This window comes from Kitasatospora sp. NPDC054768, from assembly GCF_053612025.1.
Genome location: NZ_JBSHBN010000160.1, coordinates 1 through 21,651 on the forward strand (window position 1 = coordinate 1; position 21,651 = coordinate 21,651).

The 21,651-nt window shown below is 69.8% G+C and carries 24 protein-coding genes and 1 pseudogene; 6 read left to right on the forward strand and 19 right to left on the reverse strand.

What is annotated here, in order from left to right; translation table 11 throughout:
* Positions 1-620 precede the first annotated feature (620 nt).
* Positions 621-3,194, forward strand: a complete 2,574-nt coding sequence (locus ACWGKU_RS33415; protein ID WP_452180953.1) for a Helicase associated domain protein — start codon at positions 621-623, stop codon at positions 3,192-3,194.
* Between the two features lie 110 nt (positions 3,195-3,304).
* Here ACWGKU_RS33415 and ACWGKU_RS33420 read toward each other — a convergent pair whose 3' ends face one another.
* Positions 3,305-3,565: a hypothetical protein gene (locus ACWGKU_RS33420; RefSeq protein WP_452180952.1), complete on the reverse strand. Its 261-nt coding sequence runs from the start codon at positions 3,563-3,565 to the stop codon at positions 3,305-3,307.
* Between the two features lie 426 nt (positions 3,566-3,991).
* Here ACWGKU_RS33420 and ACWGKU_RS33425 point away from each other — a divergent pair, with 426 nt between their 5' ends.
* Positions 3,992-5,038 carry a hypothetical protein gene (locus ACWGKU_RS33425; RefSeq protein ID WP_452180951.1) on the forward strand — a complete coding sequence of 349 codons (1,047 nt, stop codon included), beginning with the start codon at positions 3,992-3,994 and terminating at the stop codon, positions 5,036-5,038.
* Between the two features lie 2 nt (positions 5,039-5,040).
* On the opposite strand, the gene ACWGKU_RS33430 is transcribed toward ACWGKU_RS33425, so the two are convergent.
* Positions 5,041-6,678, reverse strand: coding sequence for an SIR2 family protein (locus ACWGKU_RS33430; RefSeq protein ID WP_452180950.1), 1,638 nt, complete (start codon positions 6,676-6,678; stop codon positions 5,041-5,043).
* 671 nt (positions 6,679-7,349) lie between these two features.
* Here ACWGKU_RS33430 and ACWGKU_RS33435 point away from each other — a divergent pair.
* Positions 7,350-7,553 carry a hypothetical protein gene (locus ACWGKU_RS33435; protein ID WP_452180716.1) on the forward strand — a complete coding sequence of 68 codons (204 nt, stop codon included), beginning with the start codon at positions 7,350-7,352 and terminating at the stop codon, positions 7,551-7,553.
* Between the two features lie 54 nt (positions 7,554-7,607).
* On the opposite strand, the gene ACWGKU_RS33440 is transcribed toward ACWGKU_RS33435, so the two are convergent.
* From ACWGKU_RS33440 to ACWGKU_RS33480, 9 genes are all read right to left on the reverse strand, one after another.
* On the reverse strand, positions 7,608-7,775 hold the full coding sequence (locus tag ACWGKU_RS33440) for a hypothetical protein (RefSeq protein ID WP_452180715.1): 168 nt from the start codon (positions 7,773-7,775) through the stop codon (positions 7,608-7,610).
* Between the two features lie 78 nt (positions 7,776-7,853).
* Entirely contained in the window at positions 7,854-8,594 is a 741-nt protein-coding gene (locus tag ACWGKU_RS33445) for a hypothetical protein (RefSeq protein ID WP_452180714.1), read from the reverse strand.
* Entirely contained in the window at positions 8,563-9,180 is a 618-nt protein-coding gene (locus ACWGKU_RS33450) for an RNA polymerase sigma factor (protein WP_452180713.1), read from the reverse strand. The genes ACWGKU_RS33445 and ACWGKU_RS33450 overlap by 32 nt, the downstream gene beginning before the upstream one ends.
* Before the next feature lie 844 nt (positions 9,181-10,024).
* On the reverse strand, positions 10,025-10,507 hold the full coding sequence (locus ACWGKU_RS33455) for a hypothetical protein (protein WP_452180712.1): 483 nt from the start codon (positions 10,505-10,507) through the stop codon (positions 10,025-10,027).
* Positions 10,504-10,797, reverse strand: coding sequence for a hypothetical protein (locus ACWGKU_RS33460; protein ID WP_452180711.1), 294 nt, complete (start codon positions 10,795-10,797; stop codon positions 10,504-10,506). The genes ACWGKU_RS33455 and ACWGKU_RS33460 overlap by 4 nt, the downstream gene beginning before the upstream one ends.
* A 169-nt stretch (positions 10,798-10,966) precedes the next feature.
* Positions 10,967-11,239 (reverse strand): hypothetical protein, encoded by a 273-nt coding sequence (locus ACWGKU_RS33465; RefSeq protein WP_452180710.1) that lies wholly within the window; start codon positions 11,237-11,239, stop codon positions 10,967-10,969.
* A 58-nt stretch (positions 11,240-11,297) separates the two neighbouring features.
* Positions 11,298-11,468 carry a hypothetical protein gene (locus ACWGKU_RS33470; RefSeq protein ID WP_452180709.1) on the reverse strand — a complete coding sequence of 57 codons (171 nt, stop codon included), beginning with the start codon at positions 11,466-11,468 and terminating at the stop codon, positions 11,298-11,300.
* 89 nt (positions 11,469-11,557) lie between these two features.
* Positions 11,558-12,736 carry a hypothetical protein gene (locus ACWGKU_RS33475; protein ID WP_452180708.1) on the reverse strand — a complete coding sequence of 393 codons (1,179 nt, stop codon included), beginning with the start codon at positions 12,734-12,736 and terminating at the stop codon, positions 11,558-11,560.
* Positions 12,737-13,080: 344 nt separating this feature from the next.
* Positions 13,081-13,281: a hypothetical protein gene (locus tag ACWGKU_RS33480; RefSeq protein ID WP_452180707.1), complete on the reverse strand. Its 201-nt coding sequence runs from the start codon at positions 13,279-13,281 to the stop codon at positions 13,081-13,083.
* A 221-nt stretch (positions 13,282-13,502) separates the two neighbouring features.
* On the opposite strand from ACWGKU_RS33480, the gene ACWGKU_RS33485 reads away from it, so the two are divergent.
* The gene (locus ACWGKU_RS33485; RefSeq protein WP_452180706.1) at positions 13,503-14,174 is read left to right on the forward strand and encodes an HNH endonuclease family protein; all 672 of its coding nucleotides are present in this window, start codon (positions 13,503-13,505) and stop codon (positions 14,172-14,174) included.
* On the opposite strand, the pseudogene ACWGKU_RS33490 reads toward ACWGKU_RS33485, so the two are convergent.
* The 8 genes and pseudogenes from ACWGKU_RS33490 to ACWGKU_RS33525 all read right to left on the reverse strand — a co-directional run bounded on the left by ACWGKU_RS33490 (position 14,158) and on the right by ACWGKU_RS33525 (position 19,833).
* A pseudogene (locus ACWGKU_RS33490) lies at positions 14,158-14,383 on the reverse strand (hypothetical protein). The gene ACWGKU_RS33485 and the pseudogene ACWGKU_RS33490 overlap by 17 nt on opposite strands.
* 75 nt (positions 14,384-14,458) lie before the next feature.
* Entirely contained in the window at positions 14,459-14,641 is a 183-nt protein-coding gene (locus tag ACWGKU_RS33495) for a hypothetical protein (protein ID WP_452180705.1), read from the reverse strand.
* Between the two features lie 111 nt (positions 14,642-14,752).
* The gene (locus tag ACWGKU_RS33500; protein ID WP_452180704.1) at positions 14,753-15,082 is read right to left on the reverse strand and encodes a hypothetical protein; all 330 of its coding nucleotides are present in this window, start codon (positions 15,080-15,082) and stop codon (positions 14,753-14,755) included.
* A gap of 59 nt (positions 15,083-15,141) precedes the next feature.
* Positions 15,142-15,306: a hypothetical protein gene (locus ACWGKU_RS33505; RefSeq protein WP_452180703.1), complete on the reverse strand. Its 165-nt coding sequence runs from the start codon at positions 15,304-15,306 to the stop codon at positions 15,142-15,144.
* Between the two features lie 206 nt (positions 15,307-15,512).
* A complete protein-coding gene (locus ACWGKU_RS33510) occupies positions 15,513-16,283 on the reverse strand; it encodes a hypothetical protein (RefSeq protein ID WP_452180702.1) in 771 nt (256 codons plus the stop codon).
* A complete protein-coding gene (locus ACWGKU_RS33515; RefSeq protein WP_452180701.1) occupies positions 16,280-16,954 on the reverse strand; it encodes a hypothetical protein in 675 nt (224 codons plus the stop codon). The genes ACWGKU_RS33510 and ACWGKU_RS33515 overlap by 4 nt, the downstream gene beginning before the upstream one ends.
* An 843-nt stretch (positions 16,955-17,797) precedes the next feature.
* Complete coding sequence (locus ACWGKU_RS33520; protein WP_452180700.1) at positions 17,798-18,187, reverse strand: hypothetical protein; 390 nt, start codon at positions 18,185-18,187, stop codon at positions 17,798-17,800.
* A complete protein-coding gene (locus tag ACWGKU_RS33525; protein WP_452180699.1) occupies positions 18,187-19,833 on the reverse strand; it encodes a restriction endonuclease fold toxin-2 domain-containing protein in 1,647 nt (548 codons plus the stop codon). The genes ACWGKU_RS33520 and ACWGKU_RS33525 overlap by 1 nt, the downstream gene beginning before the upstream one ends.
* 243 nt (positions 19,834-20,076) lie before the next feature.
* On the opposite strand from ACWGKU_RS33525, the gene ACWGKU_RS33530 reads away from it, so the two are divergent.
* Together ACWGKU_RS33530 and ACWGKU_RS33535 are read left to right on the forward strand one after the other, a co-directional pair.
* Complete coding sequence (locus tag ACWGKU_RS33530; RefSeq protein ID WP_452180698.1) at positions 20,077-20,289, forward strand: hypothetical protein; 213 nt, start codon at positions 20,077-20,079, stop codon at positions 20,287-20,289.
* Between the two features lie 102 nt (positions 20,290-20,391).
* Positions 20,392-21,579, forward strand: a complete 1,188-nt coding sequence (locus ACWGKU_RS33535; protein ID WP_452180697.1) for a response regulator — start codon at positions 20,392-20,394, stop codon at positions 21,577-21,579.
* The last annotated feature ends 72 nt before the right edge of the window (positions 21,580-21,651 follow it).

The following is a 21,651-nucleotide window of genomic DNA, read 5'->3' on the forward strand; positions in this document are numbered from 1 at the left end:
GGGTTGGTATTGTTGTATAACCGACCGGGTCCCTACGGGACTGCGGCCCTTCGTTCGCGCCAGACCTTCGGTCAGGCGGCGGACCCGCTCCGCGTGTCCGCACCCGGGCTTCGCCCGGGTGGGCCCGGCGCTTCGCGCTCGGGCCGGCACCACTCCGCTTCGCTCCATGGTGCCGAAGGGCTGAGGCTTCATCATATCGCTGAACTGGGATTTTGGCTGGGCTTACGACAGGCTGACTAAGGGGAGGGTGGAGCCGAGGGGGCGCGTGCGGGTCGGCTCCACCCTTGCAAGATTGGTCTAGACCGGGGCCAGGTCGTGATTCGGGCTCCTCCGCGACCGGGGGTGCGCTACGCTCGGAAGGTGTCCTACGGTGACAGTGTATCAGTTTTTCTATGTTGGGAGATCCCGCCGGATTCGGGGTTCGAACCCGGCGATTCAAGGATTCCCGGAATTCTCCGGCGGAGCCTGGTAGGCTGCAAGCGGCCCGCTCACGGATGGGCTTGATTTCCGGCCGTGACCGGCCTTAAAAGAGCCCGGCCATGGTTGTATCAGAAACGCACTGTCAGTATTTCCTGCCAGATCCCGGGTCCGACTCGGGGCATTCGAGGGGAGACCTTTCTGTGAGCGTGGAGACTTTCCTGGCCGAGGCTCAGGAGCCCGTGGGGATCACGTTGCGGGGGCACCAGGAGGAGGCCCTGGAGGCCATCGTGCGGGGCTTGTCGCAGCGGCCGGGGGTGGAGGTGCCGGCCGGGCTGCGAGTGAACGTGAAGATGGCCACGGGCACAGGGAAGAGCTACGTCGGGGCGGTGGCCGGGCAGCGGATCGCGCCGCGGGGCTCCGTCCTGGTGGTGGTGCCGACCCTCGACCTGCTGCTGCAGATGATCGGGTCGTGGCGTAGGGCCGGCCGTTCGGGCGAGATGTACGCGGTGTGCTCGCTGGAGGCCGGAGAGCTTCCCTACGGTGTGGACCGCTCGACGAACCCCGTACAGATCGCCTACTGGCTCGCCGCCGCGGCCCGGGACCGCCGACCCGTCACGCTGTTCGCCACCTACGCCTCCACCGGCGCCGTCCAGGACGCCTACCGGGTCGACCCCGCCCTGCTGGGTCGGCCCGTGCCCCCGCTGGACCTGATGCTCTGCGACGAGGCGCACCGGTCGTCGGGGTCGGTGGAGAAGACGTGGACGGTGGTGCACGACCAGGGGGCGATCCCGGCGGTGCGGCGGCTGTACATGACGGCGACTCCGCGGGTGTGGGCGCCGCCGAGGTCGGTGCGGCGGCGTGAGGGTGCCTACCAGCCGCTGGAGGAGGGCCTGCTGTGCTCCATGGACGACACCGCGGTCTACGGGGAGTGCGTGTTCGACCTGGGGCTCCAGGCCGCGATCGACCGGGGGTTGCTGGCGCCGTTCGAGATCGTGGTGCTGGAGCTGCGTGACCCGGTGAAGAACCGTGAGGCGGCGCGGCGTCAGCCCCTGCCCTACGGGCCGGGGGTGGGTGAGGACGAGGAGGACGACCAGGTCCACCCCGAGCGCGTCGCCGCGATGCAGGCCGCCCTGGTGAAGACGATGGCGGAGCGGAAATTGCGGCGGGTCCTCACCTTCCACACTCGCACCATCGAGGCCCGGTATTTCTCTGAGACGCTGAACCAGACCGTGGAACGCCTTCACAATGAAGACCCGGACAAATATCCGGAAGAGTTCTGGTCCCAATGGATTTCCGGGGAGCACTCGACGGATTTCCGACAGGAGGTCATTGGCGGTTTCGGGACGTCCGAGAATGTAGGACTTCAACACGCGGTCCTCTCGAATTGTCTTGTCCTCGGTGAGGGAGTTGATATCCCGGGCGCGGACGGCGCGCTCCTCCAGGGCTACGGGTCCATGGTCCAGAACATTCAGCGGATCGGCCGGACCGTCCGGCTCGACCCCGACAATCCGGATAAGGTCGCGTCGCTTCTCGTGACCGTCTTCCTCAAGGACGACGAGGAACCCGACGATTTCCTGGAGTCGGACTCCTACGCGCCCCTGGTCAAGGTCCTCACCTCGCTGCGGGCCCACGACGCCAAGGTCGTCGAGAACCTCGCTGTCCCCCAGCGCAGCGGCTATCGCACCAGCGGGCGCAGCGCCGAGGCGGTGCAGCCGCCCGGACTGACGGGGCCGGACGGGAAGCCGTCGTTCACGCTGCCGGTGCGGTTCCTGACCCCCAAGGACGCGGATTCTCTGGCGCTTTTCGTGCGGACCAGGGTGCTGACCGGTGAAGGGCAGTACTGGCGTGAGGGGATCGCACATGCCAGGGCCTGGAACCAGGAATTCGGTAACCTCGAAGTCCCCTATTCTGAGATGACCGGGAAAGAAGGGAAATTCCCGCTCGGACGCTGGCTTGCGGACCGTCGAGTGGAGTATGCGGCGGGCGATCTGGCGCCACATCGGGTCGACATGCTCGACGTACTCGGCATGGTGTGGTCGGTGCCGGACGCGCGGTTCGAGGCCGGCCTGGACTGGGCGCGGGTCTGGGCGAAGGGGCACGGCGGCTCGCTGGCTGCGCCCGCGCGGGCCTCGATCGGCGGCTACCCAATCGGTACCTGGCTCTCCGGCCTGCGGGCCGCCGCCCAGGTCCCCGACGGCCAGGCCGGGGCGCTCTCCGCGCACCGGCGTCGGCAGTTGGAGGAGATCGACCCCTGGTGGTGTCCCGCCTGGCCGATCACCTGGCAGCGCACCTACGCCGCCGCCCGCCGCTGGTGGCTGGAGGCCGACGGTCGTGTCGACTGGGCGCAGCTGCCCAACGATGTCGTCTTCGAGGGCGAGCAGCTCGGCCGGTGGGTGCAGGCGCAGCGCGGCGGGTGGCCCGGCCTGGAGGAGGAGCAGCGCGACCTGCTCGTCGCGATCGGGATCGAGGCCGACCCCGAGCTGGTGGCTGCCAAGGCCGCGGCCGAGGCGAAGCCGAAGGTCTCCCGTGGCGACCGGTTCCAGCAGGGCCTGGCGGCCCTCGCCCAGTTCGTGGAGCGGGAGCGGCATCCCCGGGTCCCCCGCCCGCACAAGGAGCCGGTGGAGGCCGTGGAAGCGGGTCCTGGGGGTGAGGAGCAGGTGGTGGTGTCGCACTTCGCTCTGGGCACCTGGCTCAACAACCAGAAGGCCCGCCGGGCGAAGCTGACTCCGGGCCAGCTCACACAACTCGCCGAACACGGCGTCGAGTGGGCGTAGCGGGCCGTCCCGACCGAGAGGGTCCTCCGCTTGTCCGGCGCCACGGTGAGCGGCCTGGAGGAGGCGGCAGGCGGGGTCGGGGAGGTGACGGCCTCCCCGACCCCGTTGGGCTACTTCAGGGCCATGAAGGCCGCGATGGTGCTGGCCACCGCGGCGAGCGCCGCGACCGCGGTCCAGAAGGTGCCGCTCTTCCAGAACGGGGTCTTGGCCGTGGCGTCGGTGTTCGCCGGCTCGGTGGTGGTGACCGTGTTGGTGGCGCCGTGGTCCGCGTAGTTCACCGGGGCGGTCAGGGTGAGCTGGGCGTGGCCGGTCATGTTGATGTTGATGATCGAGCTCTCGCGGCCCTTGTCCGCGTTACGGTTGTCTGGCAACTGGTTCTCCTTGATGGGGGACGGGTTGTAGCCCCGAGGTGGCGGTGCTTGCCGGCGTGCCACCTGGGTCATGTGTTGTCGGCGGGAGTGCGGCTGGGTGCCGCGCTCCCGCTTTTGTGTCTCCCACCATGGTCCACCTGCGTGATGGTCACTCAGGTATGATCGTGCTACGGATTGATCCTCATGAACGCTAGCTTCGATATGACCTATGACTTACAAGTTAGCTAAGTAGGCATACATGAGGATCAATCCGTAGCGTTCATTCCGTTCGCTCTCGTTTTGCTGGCGCGGCCCCTGGCAACGTTCCCGCAGGTCACGGGACTTCTGCCGGGTGCATGCCGCGTGAACCCCTGCGGGCGACGGCCGAGCACGCTACGGGAAGCCGTTCCACCGTCGTGCCGCGCGTTCAATCCGGAGGGGTTTTCTGTGCCCGCCTCAAGCTCCGCCCGTAAGGTCAAGGTCCGGCTGAACGCCCTGGTGCGGCTGCGCCAGAGCGGGGAGCACGGTGCGGTGATCCGCGACTCGAAGAAGCTGTGGGAGACCGGCACACGCCCTCCGGCGATCCGCCTGCGTCGGCAGTACTACCGCCTGGAGCGGATGGCCAAGGTAGTGGATGAGCGGCACCCACTTCCCGTCGAAGACAGGCCGGTGGCGGCCCGCATGATCCTTCCCAGGGGGGTGGCGCTGCGGCTGCACCTGACCATGCTCTTCGCCGCCCAGTGCCGGGCGACTGCTGGCCACCGCTGGCGGAACGACATCCCCATCGAGCCCACCGCGAGCGGCCTGTCCTGGGCGGCGCTCGTCGCCGCCAACGCCTCGGCGAACTCGGGGATCCTCAACGCGGCGGACTCAACCAACAAGGTCCGGCAGCTCAAGGAGGCCGTTAAGAAGCTGGAATCCCTGCACCTCGTCAACGTGCCGCGGCCCAGCCCCCGTCATCCGATCACGAGCGTCCAGCTGCTCCACGAGAGCGCGGCCAGCACCAAGGCGGCGGCCATCCCGTACACCGTGCCGTTGCCGACCGAGCAGTGCATCGAGCTCCCGCCGGAGTTCTTCACCCACGGCTGGATCCATGCCCTCACCACGAGCGAGATCGCCGCCCTCCTGATGTGGCTCGACCTCCTCGCCTTCTCCGGCGCCCAGAGCAGCAGCGGACACATGGTGACCGCCGTGACCGGCGAGGCACGGCAAGGCTGGTACGGCCTGGGCCGCGAGGCGTACGAAACCCATCAGCCGCTCGAAGCCTTCGAGCTCATCGACGTCGTACGCCCCGAGAAGCGCCACTACGACGGCAAGTGGCAGGGCTTCAACATCGACCCCAACGACCTCCTGTGCCACCGCGTCGCCCTCGTCCCCAACACCTTCGCCCGCGACGCGATCCGGGTAGTGGAACCCGCACTCAAGAAGCGCGATGCCGCAAACTACTGGGGCCGTCCCATCGGCGGTCGCGTCACCGAGGTCGTGTGGCCATAAGCTCAGCGCAGATCGTGAAGGTAGAACGGCCCGGAGCGGAGGGTGAGGCCGGTGGACGCGTCGATGTGCTCGACCCACTCGGTGATCGAGGCGTTCACGGCGGCCTGGGCGGTGGTGAGCCGGTCGGGGTCGCCGCTGAGGAACCCGGAGAGCAGCAGGGGGTGCTGTCCGCCCCGGGTGCCGAGTTCGCGGTCGAGCCAGTTCGAGGCCAGTGGACGGTAGTCACCGCGCGTCCCGGTGATCCGCAGGCAGGGCCATTCAATGGACCGCTCGGTGTCCTGTTGGACGAGCAGGCGCAGGTACTCGAACCTCTCCCATGCCTCGGTGAAGGCGGTGGCGCTGGCCATCACGTGCCCGGTGAAGATGGGCTTGAGGTACGTGTGGAGCCGCGGCGCCGATCCCCAGCCCATGACGGTCTTCGGCCCGAGAAGGGCTGCGGCCGGTTTCTCGACCCTCTGCAGAACGCCTTGGGCGCGAGGGTCGGTGAGGAGGCGGGCCACCAGGGACCACCGGTCGTTTCCGACGGCTCCGACGCCGGCGCTGTGGAGGAGCACGGTGGCCGGCGTACGGCGAAGGTCGTTGAGCGCCGGCTGTCCGCTGTCCCAGGTGATGTCGGCCAGGCGCTCGATGTCGGGGAACCAGTACCGGTCGGTGGCGTCGTCACCCCAGTAGGCGGTGACCGCGACCAGGGCGGCGAGCTTCTCGGTCTCGGCCTCCCACGTCTTGAGCCGCTGCTCGTGCTCGGCCTCCAGGTCGGACTGCGGGATGTCCGGGGTCTGGGTGCGCAGCGGGTGGTTGGCGAGGCGGGTGGCTTCGCGGCGTAGGGTGTCGTGGAGGTTGATGGCGGGGCCCTGGCCGCGGAGTTCGCGCTTGGCGGTGGCGATGGCGACGGCAATGTTGTTGGGGTTGTCGCGGTTGCTCTCGGCGAGGGCGGTGACGGCGTCGGCGGTGCGGCCGAGGAAGCGGTCGGCGTCGGCCTCGACGTAGGTGCCCTGTCGGTGCTCCAGGAGCTCGGAGGCGGCGTCGGACAGGGGGGAGGGGTCGGCCCAGTACGTGTTGAAGCGGCGGGTGGGGCAGCGTTTGAGGGCGGTGCCCAGGGCGGGGTCGTAGGTGGCGGACCAGCCGGCGATGATGAGGCCGTACTCGTCGAAGACCTGGTCGAGGAAGCGGTCGACCTTCGGCTCGTACTCGGCCAGTTCCTCGGGGGTGTTGCGCATGCTGGTCGGGTCGAGGTAGTCGCCGTGGAGGTGGACGACGACGCCCTGGCGCTGGGCGTGCAGGGGGAGCATCCCGTCCAGGTCTGATGGGTTCCTGATGACGGCCGGGTTGAGGCCTTCTTCGCGCAGGGCGGCCTCGACGAGGTGGTCGAAGTTCAGGGTGATGATCACCCTGATGTGTCCGGAGGCGACCAGCCGGGCCAGGGCCCGGTGGGCGTCAGTCGGGCGCTTGAGTCCCTGTTCCCGTTCGGTCTCGTTCGGCTCGAAGTAGCTGCGCAGCAGGGCTTGGCGCTCGCTGGGGGTCTTGGTCAGGTCGGCCAGGAGGGTGTCGTAGGCCGGAGGCCGGCCGAAACGCTTGACGTACCAGTCGTACGGCCCGGTGTCGGTGTGGGGGATCTCCGCGTCCTCAACGGCGGCGATCATGCGGATCAGGTCGCACTGGACTCCCCAGGCCGAGAGCATCCCGGATGACACCGATGCGCCAGCACCAAGCAGGACCGCATACCCGCCGGGTATGGCCCGGAGACCGAACGCGAGATTCACATGGGGTTCCGTCGACTGGTCGACCACGGCACGCCTCCTGGGCACGCGGGAGCTGGGCAGCCGGACCTGACTGCCCGCCATCAGTTTACGTCACTTTGACGAGAAGTGTGGCGGCGCCTGCCAGCAGTAGTCCCCAGGATCGGCGAAGCCGTAGCCCCAGCTGCGGCTGGCTCCGGGCGGTAGCCCGAGACGCCGTCCTGCCGGGCAGTTGCCAGCGCTCGCCAGCTGACCCAGCCCGGCGGCCCCGAATCAGGTGGCCTCCGTCCCGTTTCCCGGGGTGGAGGCCATCACTGGGTTCGAAGTGACGAACCAGCAGGTTGGAGGGGTTGACCGGTCGCCAGGAGGGTGTAGAGTCCGCCGGTTTCACGTGCCCCGGCCGCTGGTCGCCCATCAGGATTCGGGCCTTGGACCGACTTGACCGGCGCTCTCAACTTCCTACAGTCCGGTGCCACGGACCCGCCCCGGCCCTGCCCGGGGGCCGCGCACACTGGAGCGTCGTCGTGTGCGGCCGTGTCCGTTCAGCCATCCACGACTCGGGGGGGGGGAATCTCATGACAACGCGCACTTCACGGCGGCAGCGCCCGGCGCCGCGCACCGGCAGGACAAACCAGCACTCCCAGGCGGCGCAGCCGGAGCGGCCGGCCTGGCGTGATCCGGGCCGGATGCTCGGCTCGATGCTGTCGAACGCTGGTGCCGGGGCGGTCCTCGCGGTGCTGGCGTTCCTGGTACAACACGTTGAGATCGTCTGGCGCTGAGGAAACAGTGGAAGGCCGTCACCTTGCGGGTGGCGGCCTTCCGGGTTCGGTCGGTCAGCGGCTGCGGCGTACGAGGAGGACCTTGAGGACCTCCCGGGCGTCGCGGCGGCGGTCGGCGTTGCGGGCGGCGACGGCGGTGACGGCCGCGGCGGTGATCGCCACGGCGTACCAGGCGGTGCTGGCGGCGGTGATGAGCGCGGCATTGTGCAGGGCGGGGGACACGGTCGTACTCCTGGTGGTCGGGGTGGTGCAGCCGTGCGGCTGGTGGTGTTGCCTGGTGGGCGACGCCGACAGGTGGCGCTAGCGGAGGATCAGTTCTTGGGGTAGCCCTGCGGGCTGGGCGAGGAACTGTTCGAGTTGAGAGTTGTGGGTGACGGTGGCTGCGAGGCTGCGGGCGGGCTCCGTTCCGGCGCGCACCGGCCGGGGGAGGTGCTGGAGGGGGTTGAATCCGACCAGTCTGGCGAAGGTACGCCAGACCCGCGCGTCGGTCGGGGTGCCGAGGGCGGCGTGATGCACGGCCAGGCAGTGTGCTGCCAGGCCGTCGCCTGCCCCGGCCGCGAACTTCCACCAGTACAGCGCGCTGTCGATCTTGCCGAGGGCGTAGAGCAGGCAGGCGAAGGTACGCGCGCCGACGTCGTCGTAGTCCTCGACGAAGTCGGCCAGGGTGAGGATCTGGTCGGACTTCAGGACGTCCTCGCACAGACGGGTCAGCTCGCCGGCCAGGTTCGTGCTGGCTCGGGGGCGGCCGGGCAGCGCGGCCGCGTGCACCGTTCCCCGCAGGATCGCCCGGCGCCGGCGCATGCTGCGGCGGGTGGGCCGCGGCGGGCGGGACGGCCGGGGCGGGCGCAACGGGGTCGGCCTGCTGGCAGCGGACTGGTCGATGGGCGTCGTCCAGTCCGGTTCGAGCTCGGTAGGGGGCGTTGCGCTCTCTTCCGCAATCCGTCGGGCGAGACGGCGGGTGAAGGCCTCGGTGTCGTGGTCCGCGTACTTCTGTTCGAGGCGGTCGGCTTCAGCCGCGAGGGTTCCCTCGAAGGTCGTCACGGTGGTGTTCTCCCTTCGCCCCGGCGGGGCGGTCGAGCCTGTCCTTGAGGAAGCGCATCCCCATCCAGGTCTCGTTCTTGGCTTTGCTGGAGGTGATGTCGAGCAGGACGGCGATCTCGTCGTGGGACATGCCCACCAGGTGGCGCAGCCGGACGCAGGCGGCCTGGACGGGGGAGTGTTCGTCGAGTTCGTCGAGGGCCTGGTCGAGCTGTTCGTATTCGGCGAGGCTGTGGAACTGGGCGAGGTCGGCGCTGGGGTGGTGGACCGGGCTGTCGCGGGCGAGGAGGCGGGCCGCGTGATCGATCTTGGCCTGGCGGGTCTGGTCGCGCCAGTAGTCGATGATCAGGCGCTGGAGGATGTAGAAGGCGAAGGCGATGGGGTTCTTGTGGGTGAGGATCCGGTCCCACTTGCGGTGGATGATGGCGGCCGCGCGGAGGACGACGTCCTCGGCGTCTTCTCGGGAGCGCAGCCGGGAGTCGGCGTACTTGAGGAACTTCTTCTGCCAGGCGATGAAGAAGCCCTCGAAGTCCCGCGGGAGGGCCTCGACCGGGTCGGGTCCGATCTGCTGGTCCCAGGGGTCGTTCACCAGGTCTCCGCGGAGGTGTGGGGAGCCGGCCGCGCGGGCTCCGGGGTCGAGGGCTCGGTGCCGTACGGGGTGTACGGCTGCGAGTCGTGCACGTCAGGCTCCGCGGGGACGCGGGGAACGGGCTGTCGGCCCGTCGTGGCCTGCGAGGCGGTGCGAGCGGTTGTGCGCGCGGCGCGGGTGCTCGCGGTCATCCTGGGTCCGGCGGCTATGGCCAGCGGGAGCCAGGGCCTGTGGTGCCCCACAAGGCGCTCCTTCCGATGAACAGGTGCAGTTACAGGGGCCCGTTGTTCGAACCGGGCGGAACTTGCGTTCCACCCCTTCCACCGTTCGGAGGAAGGCGATCGTCACTGGATCAGGGCATGATATTTAGCGGAATGTGATCGTCCGCTGACTTAGAGTCCCCTGACCTGGGATGATTCCGATGCAGAGTGATGTACATCACGTTCACTGCAGGTGCACGAGAAGTGTCGACTGCCAAAAGGATGGGTAGGCTCGCCTTCCTTTCGCGAGTAGAGCCTCCTCCTGAAACGGCGCCCCCCACGCGAAGGATCGTGCCGCCTGTGTCCGGGGTCTACAGGCCAACGGCGGCGGCACCCGGCGCACCGCCGCCGGAGCCGGCCGGGCCGGTGTCGCTGGCCGGCGGTAGGCTGCCGAGGCCCTGAGAAAGCACCGGAAGGCCGCCACCCCACAGGTGGCGGCCTTCCGGCTTCTACCGCCGCGCGCCGCCTCGGCCGCCACGGTCACGGTGTGAATGGTCAGCACCACGGGGCCGCTCGATGCCCTCCTGGCGCTCCTCATTGAAAGGCCGCGCGGGCACGGTGGTGACCGCTTCCGACCCTTCAGCTCAGCTGGTGGTCCAGCCGATGGCGGGCGAGTAGGTGACGTCGAGTTCGGCAAGCGCATCGGCAACTTCGAAGCTCTGGATCGCGGTGCCGGCGGCGATCCGTCCTCGGGTCAGTGGCGCGCTGGGATTGCCCTGGTTCTCGGTGATCCAGGCGAGGACGGGCTCGGTGGGGTCGTACGGGAGGGGCTTGTCCGGCCTGGTCAGCGCGCGGTGGGCGATGGCAAGAGCGCTCCGCCACTGTTCGAGCGAGGAGACGGTCGCCGCCAGGGCGCTGGAGCGGTCCAGCAGGGGGGTCAGGGCCGTGCAGGCGTTGCGGAGCACCTCGCCGGACGGAAAGCCTCCGTCGATTCCGCTGGCTACGTGGGTGACCGCGCTGCCGAGGGCGTACAGGATGGCCCGGGTCATGTCGTTGACCGCCGTGGCGGCCCTGGCCAAGGTCTCGGCCTCGCTCTCGGGGTGGTCCGGGCGGCCGGTGACGATCATGTCAGGCGCAGGCGGGTCGTCTCGTTGAGGTCCCGGGCCAGCTCAGCAAGCGCGACGGTGTCCTGGGCTTCCTGTTGGGCGAGCAGAAGCTCGGCGTCCCCGTGGTAGTCGGCGGTTGCGGAGTGTCCCTGGACCCGGTGTTGGTGCTGGTGGGCCTCCAGCAGGTTGAAGAGGATCGCTCCGAAGCTCTCGTAGTCGCTGGACTGGCTGGCCCCGTTCTCGATGTCCGCGGCCGCCAGGTCGATGGCGAGCTCGTGCAACGGGTACATGGCCTCGGCGATGGCGTTCATGCGGTTGGGTCCCCCTCCGGGATGTCGAGGATCCGCCCCACGGGTGGGGGCGGTGTTCGGCGGCTGGGTGGTCAGCCGATCGCGGCCTCGCGATCGGCTGCCGGATGGCGAGCCGGGGCCGGGCGGCGGACGAGCAGCGCTTCGCTCACGTTGGCGGGCCTCTCATCCGTCAGGGGGTGTCGCCAGCCCAGTCCCAGCGGCACGGGTCGGCGGGGCGGGGCTCGTAGTGGGCGCGGCCGCCAGCGCCGTAATGGCCGATCTCGGTGGCGAGCGCGGCGCCGTCGGCGAGCTGCTCGGTGTTCCAGTCTGTGACGTCCAGGAGGAGGCCATCGAGCGGGCCGCCGACGAGCTCGCGGTACGCATGCCCCGGTCGGGGCCCGGGGTTGGGGTCGTCGTGGTCGGCTCCGTAGACCCGGCCGCGCAGTAGCGCCTCGTCGTCCATGCCCGCCAGCCTCTCAGCCCGCACCGACAGCGCGCGGGCGAATCCGGGATGTGGTGGTTCACCACCAGGCCGGTTCGAGCCCGACGTCCTGGCCGTTGCCGTCCCGGTCGTGGCCAGCGGTGCCGGGGCCGGTCTCCAACGCCCGGGTCTCGTCGCAGAGGAGCTCGGTGATCCAGTCGGCGACGCCGGTGGGGAGGCGGACGGTGCGCTGCTCGATTCCGATGGTCACCCAGAGGTCGTGGGCCTCGCCCGGACTTCCCTCGCGCTACTTGGTCGCCTTCGGTGAAGCGGGCGCGGGCCGTTCCAGTCAGGGTGGCGTCAGCCCCGGGCCGGCACGCCTCCAAGGGAGAGACCGAGCATGAGGGCCCCCTCGACGGCGACCAAAATGCGCCGCAGTTGCTCGCGTTCCTCCTCTGAGCCGGAGTCGGCGTGCTTCATCTTCTGTAGGTTGTTCCGTGCAATGACTATGACGCGCGCGACCATCTCGTGAACCACGCTGCCCGTCTGCTGAACGCTGCCCACCACAGTCGGCTCCGGGCGCGGGCCACCTCCATAGACGAAGCAGAGGGCTTCGGCGAGCTTGGTCGGCTTCAGAACCCCGTCTTCGGTGTGGGTGAGGCCAGAGAGATCGTCGAAGTTCGCCTGGGCCCATGCCAGAGACTTCTTCTGCGGGAACGCCTCCCGCAGGATGCGATCGATCAGCTCGATGAGCGAGTTCGCCGCCTGGGAGACGCCGTCCTCGGAGTGCTGGAGCGCGTGTCTCGCCCCCCTGATCTTCTTGACCAGGGGGGAGTTGGCTCGCTCAACCCGTTTGGCAGTCCCATCTGAGATGAGGGCCCGGACCGTCTGCGTGAACTCTGGGGCTTTCTGGGGCTCCCAGGTCGTCAGATCGTCCGTCGTCGCGGAGGTCTCTTGCATGGGAAGCGCGGCCAGGACCTTCTCGCCGAAGAGCGCGTCGACCTGAACCACGAGCTGCACAGCGTTGAGCAGCACCTCGGCATTCTGCGGGGTGGCGGCCTTCAGCTGGGCCTTGGACATCAGCCCCAGGGCATCGCTCCACGCCATCGCGAATGGCATGGCCGCCCGGATGAGCCGCCGGACGGCGAGCCCCACGACGGCGCCGTCGTGCTTCAGCGCGACCAGCATCGCGCGGTACCGGGCCGCGCCCAGTAGTCGCAGCACGAACGCTCTGTACGTGTCTCGCGTGGCCCTGCTCTGGGCCTCTGCGAGGAATTCCTCAAGATTCCCCTCGGTGACGTACCGTGCCAGAAGCTCTAGTTCCTCCTCGGGTACCTGCGAGAAGAAGTCCTCCAGCCGCTCACGCCACGGCCGAGGGTCCCGGGCGTCGGTCATCGCGATGCACAGTGACACGACCAGGTCGATGCCGATGATTTCCGCTTCGCCTATCCGCAGGGTCGACAACACTGTCGGGTCCAACGACCGCAGGAAGGCGGCGATCTTCGACCGGCGAAGATCAACAGACATGGTCTTGCTCAACCCTGAACCTGCCTCGCTTGACCAGTGAGCTAATAGCATCGCCACGCTACAGGGGAGGTCGGACAACGTCGTTGGTATTTATCGGCGGGGCCAACCCCCTGCTCCGGGGAACGAGAGATCCCGGGAGCACCGACACCGCGCGGGCGAATCCGGGAGGTACCGGGGCCACCACCAGGCCGGTTCGAGTCCGGCGTCCTGGCCGTCGCCCTGGTCGTGGTCGGCGGCGCCGGAACCGGTCTCCAGCGTCGGTGAGCTGTCCGGCGAGGACCGGGTGCTTACCCGCAGCCAGCTCCGGCACATCGACGACGAGGCGGCAGCATGCCGGGCGGAGATCGGCGGTCGGGTTAGCGCAGGCGCAGGTTTCCCTTCGCGTCCACGATGATGGTCAGCTCTCCATCGAGGTTGTCCCGGAGGATCTTGGCAAGCTGCGCCTGGTCGAATGGGTGCCGGGGCGGGGGAAGCCCGACCCTGGAGCTCTGTGGCTCCGGGCGGCCGTCGCCCCAGGTGGAGTCGAACAGGAACGCGTCGGCGATCGTGCGCGCCATGCTGTGCCCTTCTTCCGTCGAGGTGGCCGGGCGATCACCATAGTTCCCGCCTGTGACCTGGCGGAAGGCGTGTCCGTGGCGTCACCGGATCGTCCGGGCCAGGCAGGCTGGCTCGTGACAGATCGTCCGGACCAGCGACCGTCCAAGGTTCCGGGGTCGCCTTTCGGATGAACCCTGCGCTCATCCCGTCACCCGGCGGTCGCCGGGCACGTAGACCCGGCATGAGAACCCTGCGCACCGCGCTCGCCACCGCTCTCGCCGTACCCGCCGTGCTGCTGCCCTCCGGTACGGCCACCGCCGCACCGGGCGAGGTCGTGACCGCCCGCCTGTCGGAGCTGGTCTCGACCCTGCCCGTCGAGGACGAAGGGCCCCGTGACGGCTACTCCCGGGAACAGTTCAAGCACTGGATCGACGCCGACCACAACGGGTGCAACACCCGCAACGAGGTTCTGCTCCGAGACGCCGTCGTCGCGCCGAAGATCACCGGGCGCTGCACCATCGTCGCCGACACCGGCGTGTGGAAGTCCTGGTACGACGAGACCACGCAGACCACGAAGTTCGACGTCGATATCGACCACATGGTGCCCCTCGGCGAAGCGTGGGACTCCGGTGCGGCGGCCTGGAGCGCGGCCGAGCGGCAGGCCTACGCCAACGACCTCGACGACCCGCGCTCCCTCCTCGCGGTCCACGACAGCGCCAACCAGTCCAAGGCCGACCGGGACCCCGCCCAGTGGATGCCCCCGGCCGCCAGCGCCACCTGCCGCTACATCTCCGACTGGGTCACCGTGAAAACCCGGTGGGGCCTGAGCGTCGACCCCGCCGAACACACCGCGATCCAGCGCATCGCCGCCACCTGCGACAACCCCGTGATCACCGTCACCCACGCCCGCTGACCCCACCACCAGAGCCAGGAGATCGGCCGCCAGCACCGTAGCGGCCGATCTCGGTGGCCAGCGCGGAGCTGTCGGCGAGCTGGTCGGTGTCCCAGCCCGTGACGAGGAGACCGTCGAGGGGCCGCCGACGAGCTCGCGGTACGCACGGCCGGGCCGGGGCCGGGGTCGGGGTCGTCGTGGTCAGCACCGTAGGCCCGGCCCCGCAGCAGTGCGCGTCGTCCATGCCATCCGGCTTCACCGCCGGCACCGAAGCGCGCGGGGAACCCGGCGAGTAGGTGCCGAGGTCACCACCAGGCCGGTTCGAGTCCGGCGTCCTGGCCGTCGTCGTCCCGGCCGCGGCCGGCAGCGCCGGGGCCGGTCTCCAGCGTCCGGGTCTCGTCGCGGAGGAGCTCGGTGATCCAGTCGGCGGCGCCGGTGGGGAGGCGGACGGTGCGCTGTTCGATTCCATAGGGGGTGCCGATGGTCACCCAGACGTCGCCCCCGGCAACAGAGGTGCCGGGGGGTGGTGGCGTGGTCGGCGAACGTCTCCAAGGCGTCGGCGAGGTCGGTGGCGGAGGCCTCGCTGTCCGTGTCGGCGTTCACCAGCTCGCCGGGCCGTCGGGATCGGTGGGCTGTGGGGTCTGGCGGATGGTGTCGGGGTGGTGCAGGTACCAGCCCCAGTCGTCGAAGCCGGGGCCCCAGCGGACCAGGGCGACCCAGGCGATGGAGCCCTGGTGCAGGCGCCAGCTCTCGATCCGGCCGGACCGCCACCGGCCGCCGAGACGGATCTCGATCCATCGCCAGCGCGGCTCGGTGTCCCAGCAGCGGCCGGGTCCGGACATCAGCGCGCGCGGTGCCCGCTCGGCGTCGCCGGGCCGGTGCGCCGGGTGGCCGGGGTGGGAGCGGGAGAACGGAACTGCGCTGGTCACACCCCCAGCCTAAATCGAACAAATGTTCCCATCAAGCCGCCCGGGGCCAGGCCCGGCGGTCAGCGCTGGCGGTGGACGAGGACCTTGAGCACCTCCCGGGCGTCGCGGCGGCGGTCGGCGGTGCGGGCGAGCACCGCGGTGACGGCGGCGGCGGAGACGGCGAGGGCGTACCAGCAGGCGCTCGCCGCGGTGATGAGGGCGGTGTGCTGGAGCACTGTGGACATCGGGTTGCTCCGGTGGGTGTGGGCCGGACGGAATCGTGTTCCGGCGGTAGCGGAGGTGGAGGCCGACCGGGGTGGCGGTGCAGCCGGTGGTGGATGCGGCCAGGTCAGGAGTGCGGGCGCCCTGGCGTGCCAGGGGCGGGTGGGGTTCGGTGGTGCTTGGTGGGCGGATCGGCCCGCTGGACGAGGGGTGGCGGACGATCAGCAGTTCAGTGGCTGGCAAGTTGTTCGATCTGGGTGGCGAGGCGGGGGCCGGGGCGTCCGGCGACGCCGTCGATGACGGGTGCGTCGCCGGGGCCGGCGCGGACCACCAGGCGCTCGACCTCGGGGGCCAGTTGGTCGGTGGGCTCGGCGTTCTCGGGGCTGGTCCACGGTGCCAGGTGGGCGGGCAGGGCGCGCATGTAGCCGACCAGGTCCGGTACGCCGGGCGGAATGGTGCCGGCGCTGACGGGGCGGTCGAGGAAGGAGTGTGCTTCCTCGAACCAGCGGATGGCCTGGCGCAGTTCGCCGCGCTGCAGGTGGAGCAGGTAGACGAAGGTGGCCGAGAGCTGGTCGCCGGCGCCAGCAGCCATGCCCCACCAGAACGCGGCGGAGGCGGGGTGGCCCGCCAGGTACAGCAGACAGCCGAAGATCTGGAAGCCGGCGATCTCGGCGTCGATCTCGCTGACGTCGATCGGGTGCTGCAGTTGGGCGGGCCGGTCGTTGACCTCGTCCTGCTCGGCGAGGTCGACGACCGTGGCCAGGGCTTCCTCGGTGAGGACGGAGCGGACCAGGGAGTCCAGGCCCAGGCGGGCACGGGAGTGGTGGGCCCACCAGGCGGGCTGTTCGTATTCGCCGCGCCGGTGCGCCGCCAGGTCGTGGGCGATGTGCCGGATGACCCGGGGGTAGTCGTCGGTGGTCCTGCGCTGGGGGCGGGCGCGGGCAAGAAGCTGCTCGACCCTGCCGAGGGCCATCGGGTCGGTGGGATTGGGGGCCGTCACTGGCGTCCTCCTCTGGCGCGGTTCTGGTGGTCCTCGAAGAGCCGGAGCGGGGCCAGGTCGTCGTGCAGGAGTTCCTTGGCGCGGCGCAGGTTCCGGTCGACGGTGGCCGGGTGGACGTTGAGGATCAGGGAGGCGAGCTTGCTGGTGAAGCCCATCACGTGCTTGATCATGACGGCGGCGAACTCGCCGCGGGTCAGCGGCTTCATGGCGTCGTGGACGGTTCCCAGATCGCTGTAGCGGTCGTGTACGAGTTCGAACATGTCCTCGATGAGCCGCCTCGCGGTGTCCAGGTCCCGCTGCAGGCGGGGGTCGCGCCCCAGGCGGTAGGCCGCCTCCAGCACGGCCGCGCCCAGCACCTCCCAGATCTCGTCCTCGGCGTTGCGCGAGGAGAGGATCTGCTGCCAGTTGGCGCCCAGGTAGACGGTGACCTCATGGATGACCTTCTCGGCCGCCGGCAGCGACTGGAGGACCTCCTCGGCGAAGCGCAGCATCTCGGGGCGCTGGCCGAGGACGTAGCCCTCGAACTCGACGCCGACCTCGGTGCCGACCACGTCGATGGCGTCCTCCAGGGCGAAGGTGTCGGGGAGAGCGGACACCGCGTCGGCCGCGGTGGCGGGGTCCCACAGCGGCGCGTCGTCGGCGCCCGTCACCCCCGGGGAGTCCTCGCTCAACTCTCCTCCCCGCTGTGCGGCGGGTGTCCGGCACGCGACTTCGCGCCCCCCGCACACCGCCGGGGGCCACAGGCGGTGCGCGGGGGCCGCAGGTGCCGGAGCCGGTAGTGCGTACAGCTGTCCATGTGCTCGTTTCCGGTCGGATTGCGGCGCTCGTTGCCTCACCGGAGCCGTCTTTCGGCTCACTTCCAGCTTTCCGGCACAACCCCCGGATTCGCGCACGAGATCCGAACGAATTTCACTAAGAGATCATCCACGGTTGCTTGACGTAGTCGGCATGGTGGCCGGCGGCATCCTCCGGTGGCCACGAGCTTGGCATATGCCAATAGCTCAGTTGATATGATCAATAACTCACAGTAGTTAAAGTGGCGCACATCACACAACCTGCCCACCGGGACCCGGTTTGACTGCCCATCAGACCGCCGAAGCACAGCCGCGAGAGCACCGGCAAAAACGGTCAGCTCGGCCGACCCCGTACCGCCCCGATCGGCGCGCCCGCGCACCATCCACCGGGCCGCAGGGGCGTTCCGGGCCGCCTGAACGGCCCGGCATGGGCGGCGAGGTGGCGGTCGGCAAGGTGGCCTTCCGTCAGCAGCCAGGTCGGGGCGGAGCGGCGGCCCGCCCCGGCACCCGGCGCCGGGCCGTCCCGGGTGGATCCCGACGGCGCACGGCCCGTCCTTGGCCAAGGCGGTCGAGCGCTGCCACTGTGCAACGCCCGGCCTTGTACGGGTGCACAGCCGAGGCATCACGCGGCGCCGCGACGCGCAGCCGTTGTCTGCGGCAATGCGCGCCAGGGCGAAGACGCCGGGCAGCCGACCGGGCTACGTCGCCGTGCCGACGCGGCTACTCGACGTCGAAGAGCGACTGCAGGATCTCGCGGATCTGCGCTGCGTCGGCGCCCGGCGGGAGGGCGCGCACGCTGTCAGGGTTCGATTCGATCATGGTGACCGCGCGGGCATCGGCCGGTAGGAGTCCGAGGAACCAGGCCGCGGTGTCGGCCCAAAGGTCGGCGTCTCCGTCGTCCAGGATCAGGTGCCCGCGCTCGAAGTAGCTACCGCGTCGGCTCGTCCCGTCGAGGTCGACCTGGAAGGTGACGTAGTCCTTCCCGCTGGCGGGCGCTTGTTCCTGCCACGCCTGCAGGTCGGGGAAGCGGGCGCGGAGGTGATTCTCGGCGTCCTGCGGCGAGAGCACCCAGGTGGTCCCTGGGGCCGCTGCGAGATGAATGGTGTCCATCAGCCCTCCTCGGGCTCCGGCGCGGGCATCGTGACGACGCGGACGTTGCTCTTCACGTGGTGCTTGGCGAGCAGGTACTGCCAGTAGCCCACTGTCGCCGGGTCAGGTGTGTCGACCTCAAGGTACTGGGCGTGGTTGGCCGGGTTGTCGATGGCGCCCTTGTAGCGGGCGAGTTCGTCCTCGTCCTTGTCGAGTACGAGCCCGGTCTTGAAGTCGTCCTCCTGGAGGCCCTTCAGCGACCGTGGGCTGCAGCCCGTCTTGCGGACGTTCTTCGCGTCGATGAGCGCGCCGTCGGCCGGCCGGAACCCATCCGCCCAGACCTCCTTGCCGTCCTCGCCCTGCACCCTCCGCTCGGGCTTGCCCGCCGTGTACACCTGGTAGGCACGGTCCTCCGCCGTCCCGTAGTTCGGCGCGCGCTCCGGCAGTCCCTCGATCCACGTCCTGGCCGCCATCTGCTGCGCCCCGTCGTAAAGCGGGTAGGGCGGCGGTTTGGGCGGGGGGATCGGCCCGACGAGCGGGTTGGCGAGCGGACTCTGACTGCCGGCCGTACCTGTGGCCTCGCCTGCGGGTTGCTGGCCTGCGGGGTCGGGCGGCGTGGCCGCGCCAGCCGAGTCGATGCCCGTCACGGCCGGCACCGCGGCGGCTGCGGCGGCTGTTCCGGCGAGCACCACGAGCCGTGAGGCCAGGGAGGAGACGACCGCCTCGGCCTCCGCGACGGCAGCGGCCGCGGCCAGCTCCGCCTCCGCCGCGGCGAGCGCCTCGGCGGCCAGCGCCGCGTCCGCCGCCAGGGCCGCGTCGGCAGCCACCGCGGCCGCGTCCGAGGCCCCGAAGGTGAAGAAGGTCAGGACCACCCCGGCCGTGGTGACGACACCGGCCGCAACCCCGAGCCCGATCAGCGTGTCCTGGCAGATCTCGATCGCCTGCGCGTACTGCTCGCAGATCGCCTGCAGCTCCCGGCACGCCGCCGAGATGTTCACCATCAACGGCTGCGACGCCGCCACCATGGTCCCGCCCTGCGGGCATGGGTCGTACACCGTCGCCGCATAGGACTTGAAGCCCTCGAACGCCGCCCCGGTGCACTTCTCCATCACCCCGGCGGCGTGCCGGCCCGCGTTGCGCTGCGCCGTGTCGATGACCGAGGCGCACTGCTCCCACACCTGGGCCGCGCCGCGCAGACGCTTCGGGTCGCCCTGAGGCCAGAACTTGCCGATCACCGGGATCTCGTGGATCTCCTTCGAGCCGGTGACCATCGGCAGGCTGTTGTGCGCCTCGTTCTCGGCGCACTGCTGGGCTCCCTTGGCCAGCGGCGCCGACGTGTTGATCCTCCCGGTGAACGCCGCAGCCACCGAGTCCTGGACGGCCAAGTAGCCGGCGGCCATCGTCAGCAGGCGGCTGGAGATCGTCGCCATGCCCTGCCCGGCCGTGCCGATCGCCTTGACCATGCTCTTGGCCGCCGGCTCGTACTTCTTCGCGAAGTTGTGGGCGATCGTGTCGTCGCCTGCCATCCCCGCCGAGGACACGAGGTCGCCCGCCACCCCCGAGGCGATGTTGTAGACGAAGTCCTTCGAGCCGAGGAACTGCACCGACGCCCTGAACACGACGTCCGGATCAACCTCGAACCCTCCACCTGGCGCCGTGTCGCCCACGCCCGCTCCTCCCCAGCCCACCTTCGGTTACCCGCAACTCCCCCGGACCGAACACGCCCTTGCGGCGCAACACTTCGACCAGGGGCAGGTAGCGACGGTCGGTGTTTCCATTTGGTGTTTCCGCCCCGGAAACACAGGCGCAACACCCTCCGCCCCGTCCATTCTGTGACGCACCGTCAGACCGGTCCGGCTGGCGGCCAGGTCGTGGACGGCGAGGGCCGCCACGGATCGAGGAGGTTCAAGGTGCAGCGTGCACTGCTGTCGACCAGGGCGACCCTGGTCCTGCTGATCGGCATGCTGACGGGTGTCGGCGCGGGACTCCTGGCCTCCGCAGGGGGCCTGCACCTGGCTCAGTGCGTCCTGTACGGCGTCGGCGCCTTCGGTGCCGGCGTACTGCTCGTCAACCAGCTCATCGCCGGCCCCGAGGAACCGGCAGAGGACGAGCACGCTTCCTGACACCAGCGCGGGCCCGGATGCTCCGGCTCTCCGGGCCGCTTCATCCAATACTGCAAGGATGGCGGTACCGTGGCGGCCGACAAGACACCAGGGGGTGGACAGGTGGGGAACCTGCAACCGCTGAACCCCGACCTGAACAACGAGTGCCGCGCCTTCGCCGAGGCCCTGCGCAGCCTGTTCGCAGGGCTACGACCCACCGTGTCGATGCGCCGCTACAGCGCCCGCCGGCACCTGAGCCCCGGCGCCCTGTCCCGCTACCTGTCCGGACAGCGGATCCCACCCTGGCAATTCGTCCAGGACCTGCTCACCGACGTCGGCGCCGACCGCGGCAGCGTCGCGACCCCCGACACGATCGAGCTCCTGCGCTCCCTGCACTCGACCGCGCAGAAGACCAACGCTTCGGTCAGCCACGCCCTCCAGCAGTTGCAGTTCCAGCTGGCCGAGGCCGACCGCCTCTCCCGGCGCTCCGCCGCCCACAGCGACGTCCTGGGCGAAGCCCTGCTCGACAAGAACCACCGCATCGCCGACCTCGAGCTGCGCCTCAACCAGCTCGAGAACGACTGGGCGCACGAGCGCGCCCGCGCGGACGAGATCGTCGTGTACTCCGGGGACCGCGAAGGCCTGCTCCGCGAGAAGAAAGCCCTGGAAGAGGAGATCGCCCGGCTGAAGGCCGAACTCGGAGAAGCACGCCGGCGCCAGCTCACCGCCGAGGCACGTTGCGAGCTGCTGGAACGCCAGCTGATCGTGGCCGAGCAGCAGGCCGGCGAAGACCTGCTGCGCATCGAACCCCCCGCCCCCGCTTCCGGTCCCGTCTGCAGACCCCGCGTCCTCGTCGTCGACGACCAGCCAGCGAACCTCGTCGCCTTCGAGGCCGTCCTCGCGGCCGCCGACTGGGACGTACTGGCCGTCGCGTCCGGCGCGGATGCCCTGAAGGCGCTGCTCCAGCACAACGACATCGCCGTGATCATCCTGGACGTGCAGATGCCCGGGATGGACGGCTACGCTACCGCCGCCCAGATCAAGCGCCGCGCCCACACCCGCGACATCCCGATCATCTTCGTCACCGCGATCGGCGACGACCCGGAGAACTCGCTGCGCGGCTACGACGCCGGGGCAGTCGACTTCATCGTCAAGCCGTTCGAGCCCTGGGTCCTGCGCGCCAAGGTCACCGTGCTGACCGGCATGTACCTGAACTACCGCGGCACACCCCGCGCGGTACCCCCACACCAGCCCTCCAGCACCACCGACTGGCTCCTTCCCACCACACGCCAACCACACCAGCCGTCCTGAACACCCGCTACCAGCGCTCTCACCCCGCCTGCGCCCGCCGGCTCCCCGGCTCGGCTGGCCCGGGTCCCACCC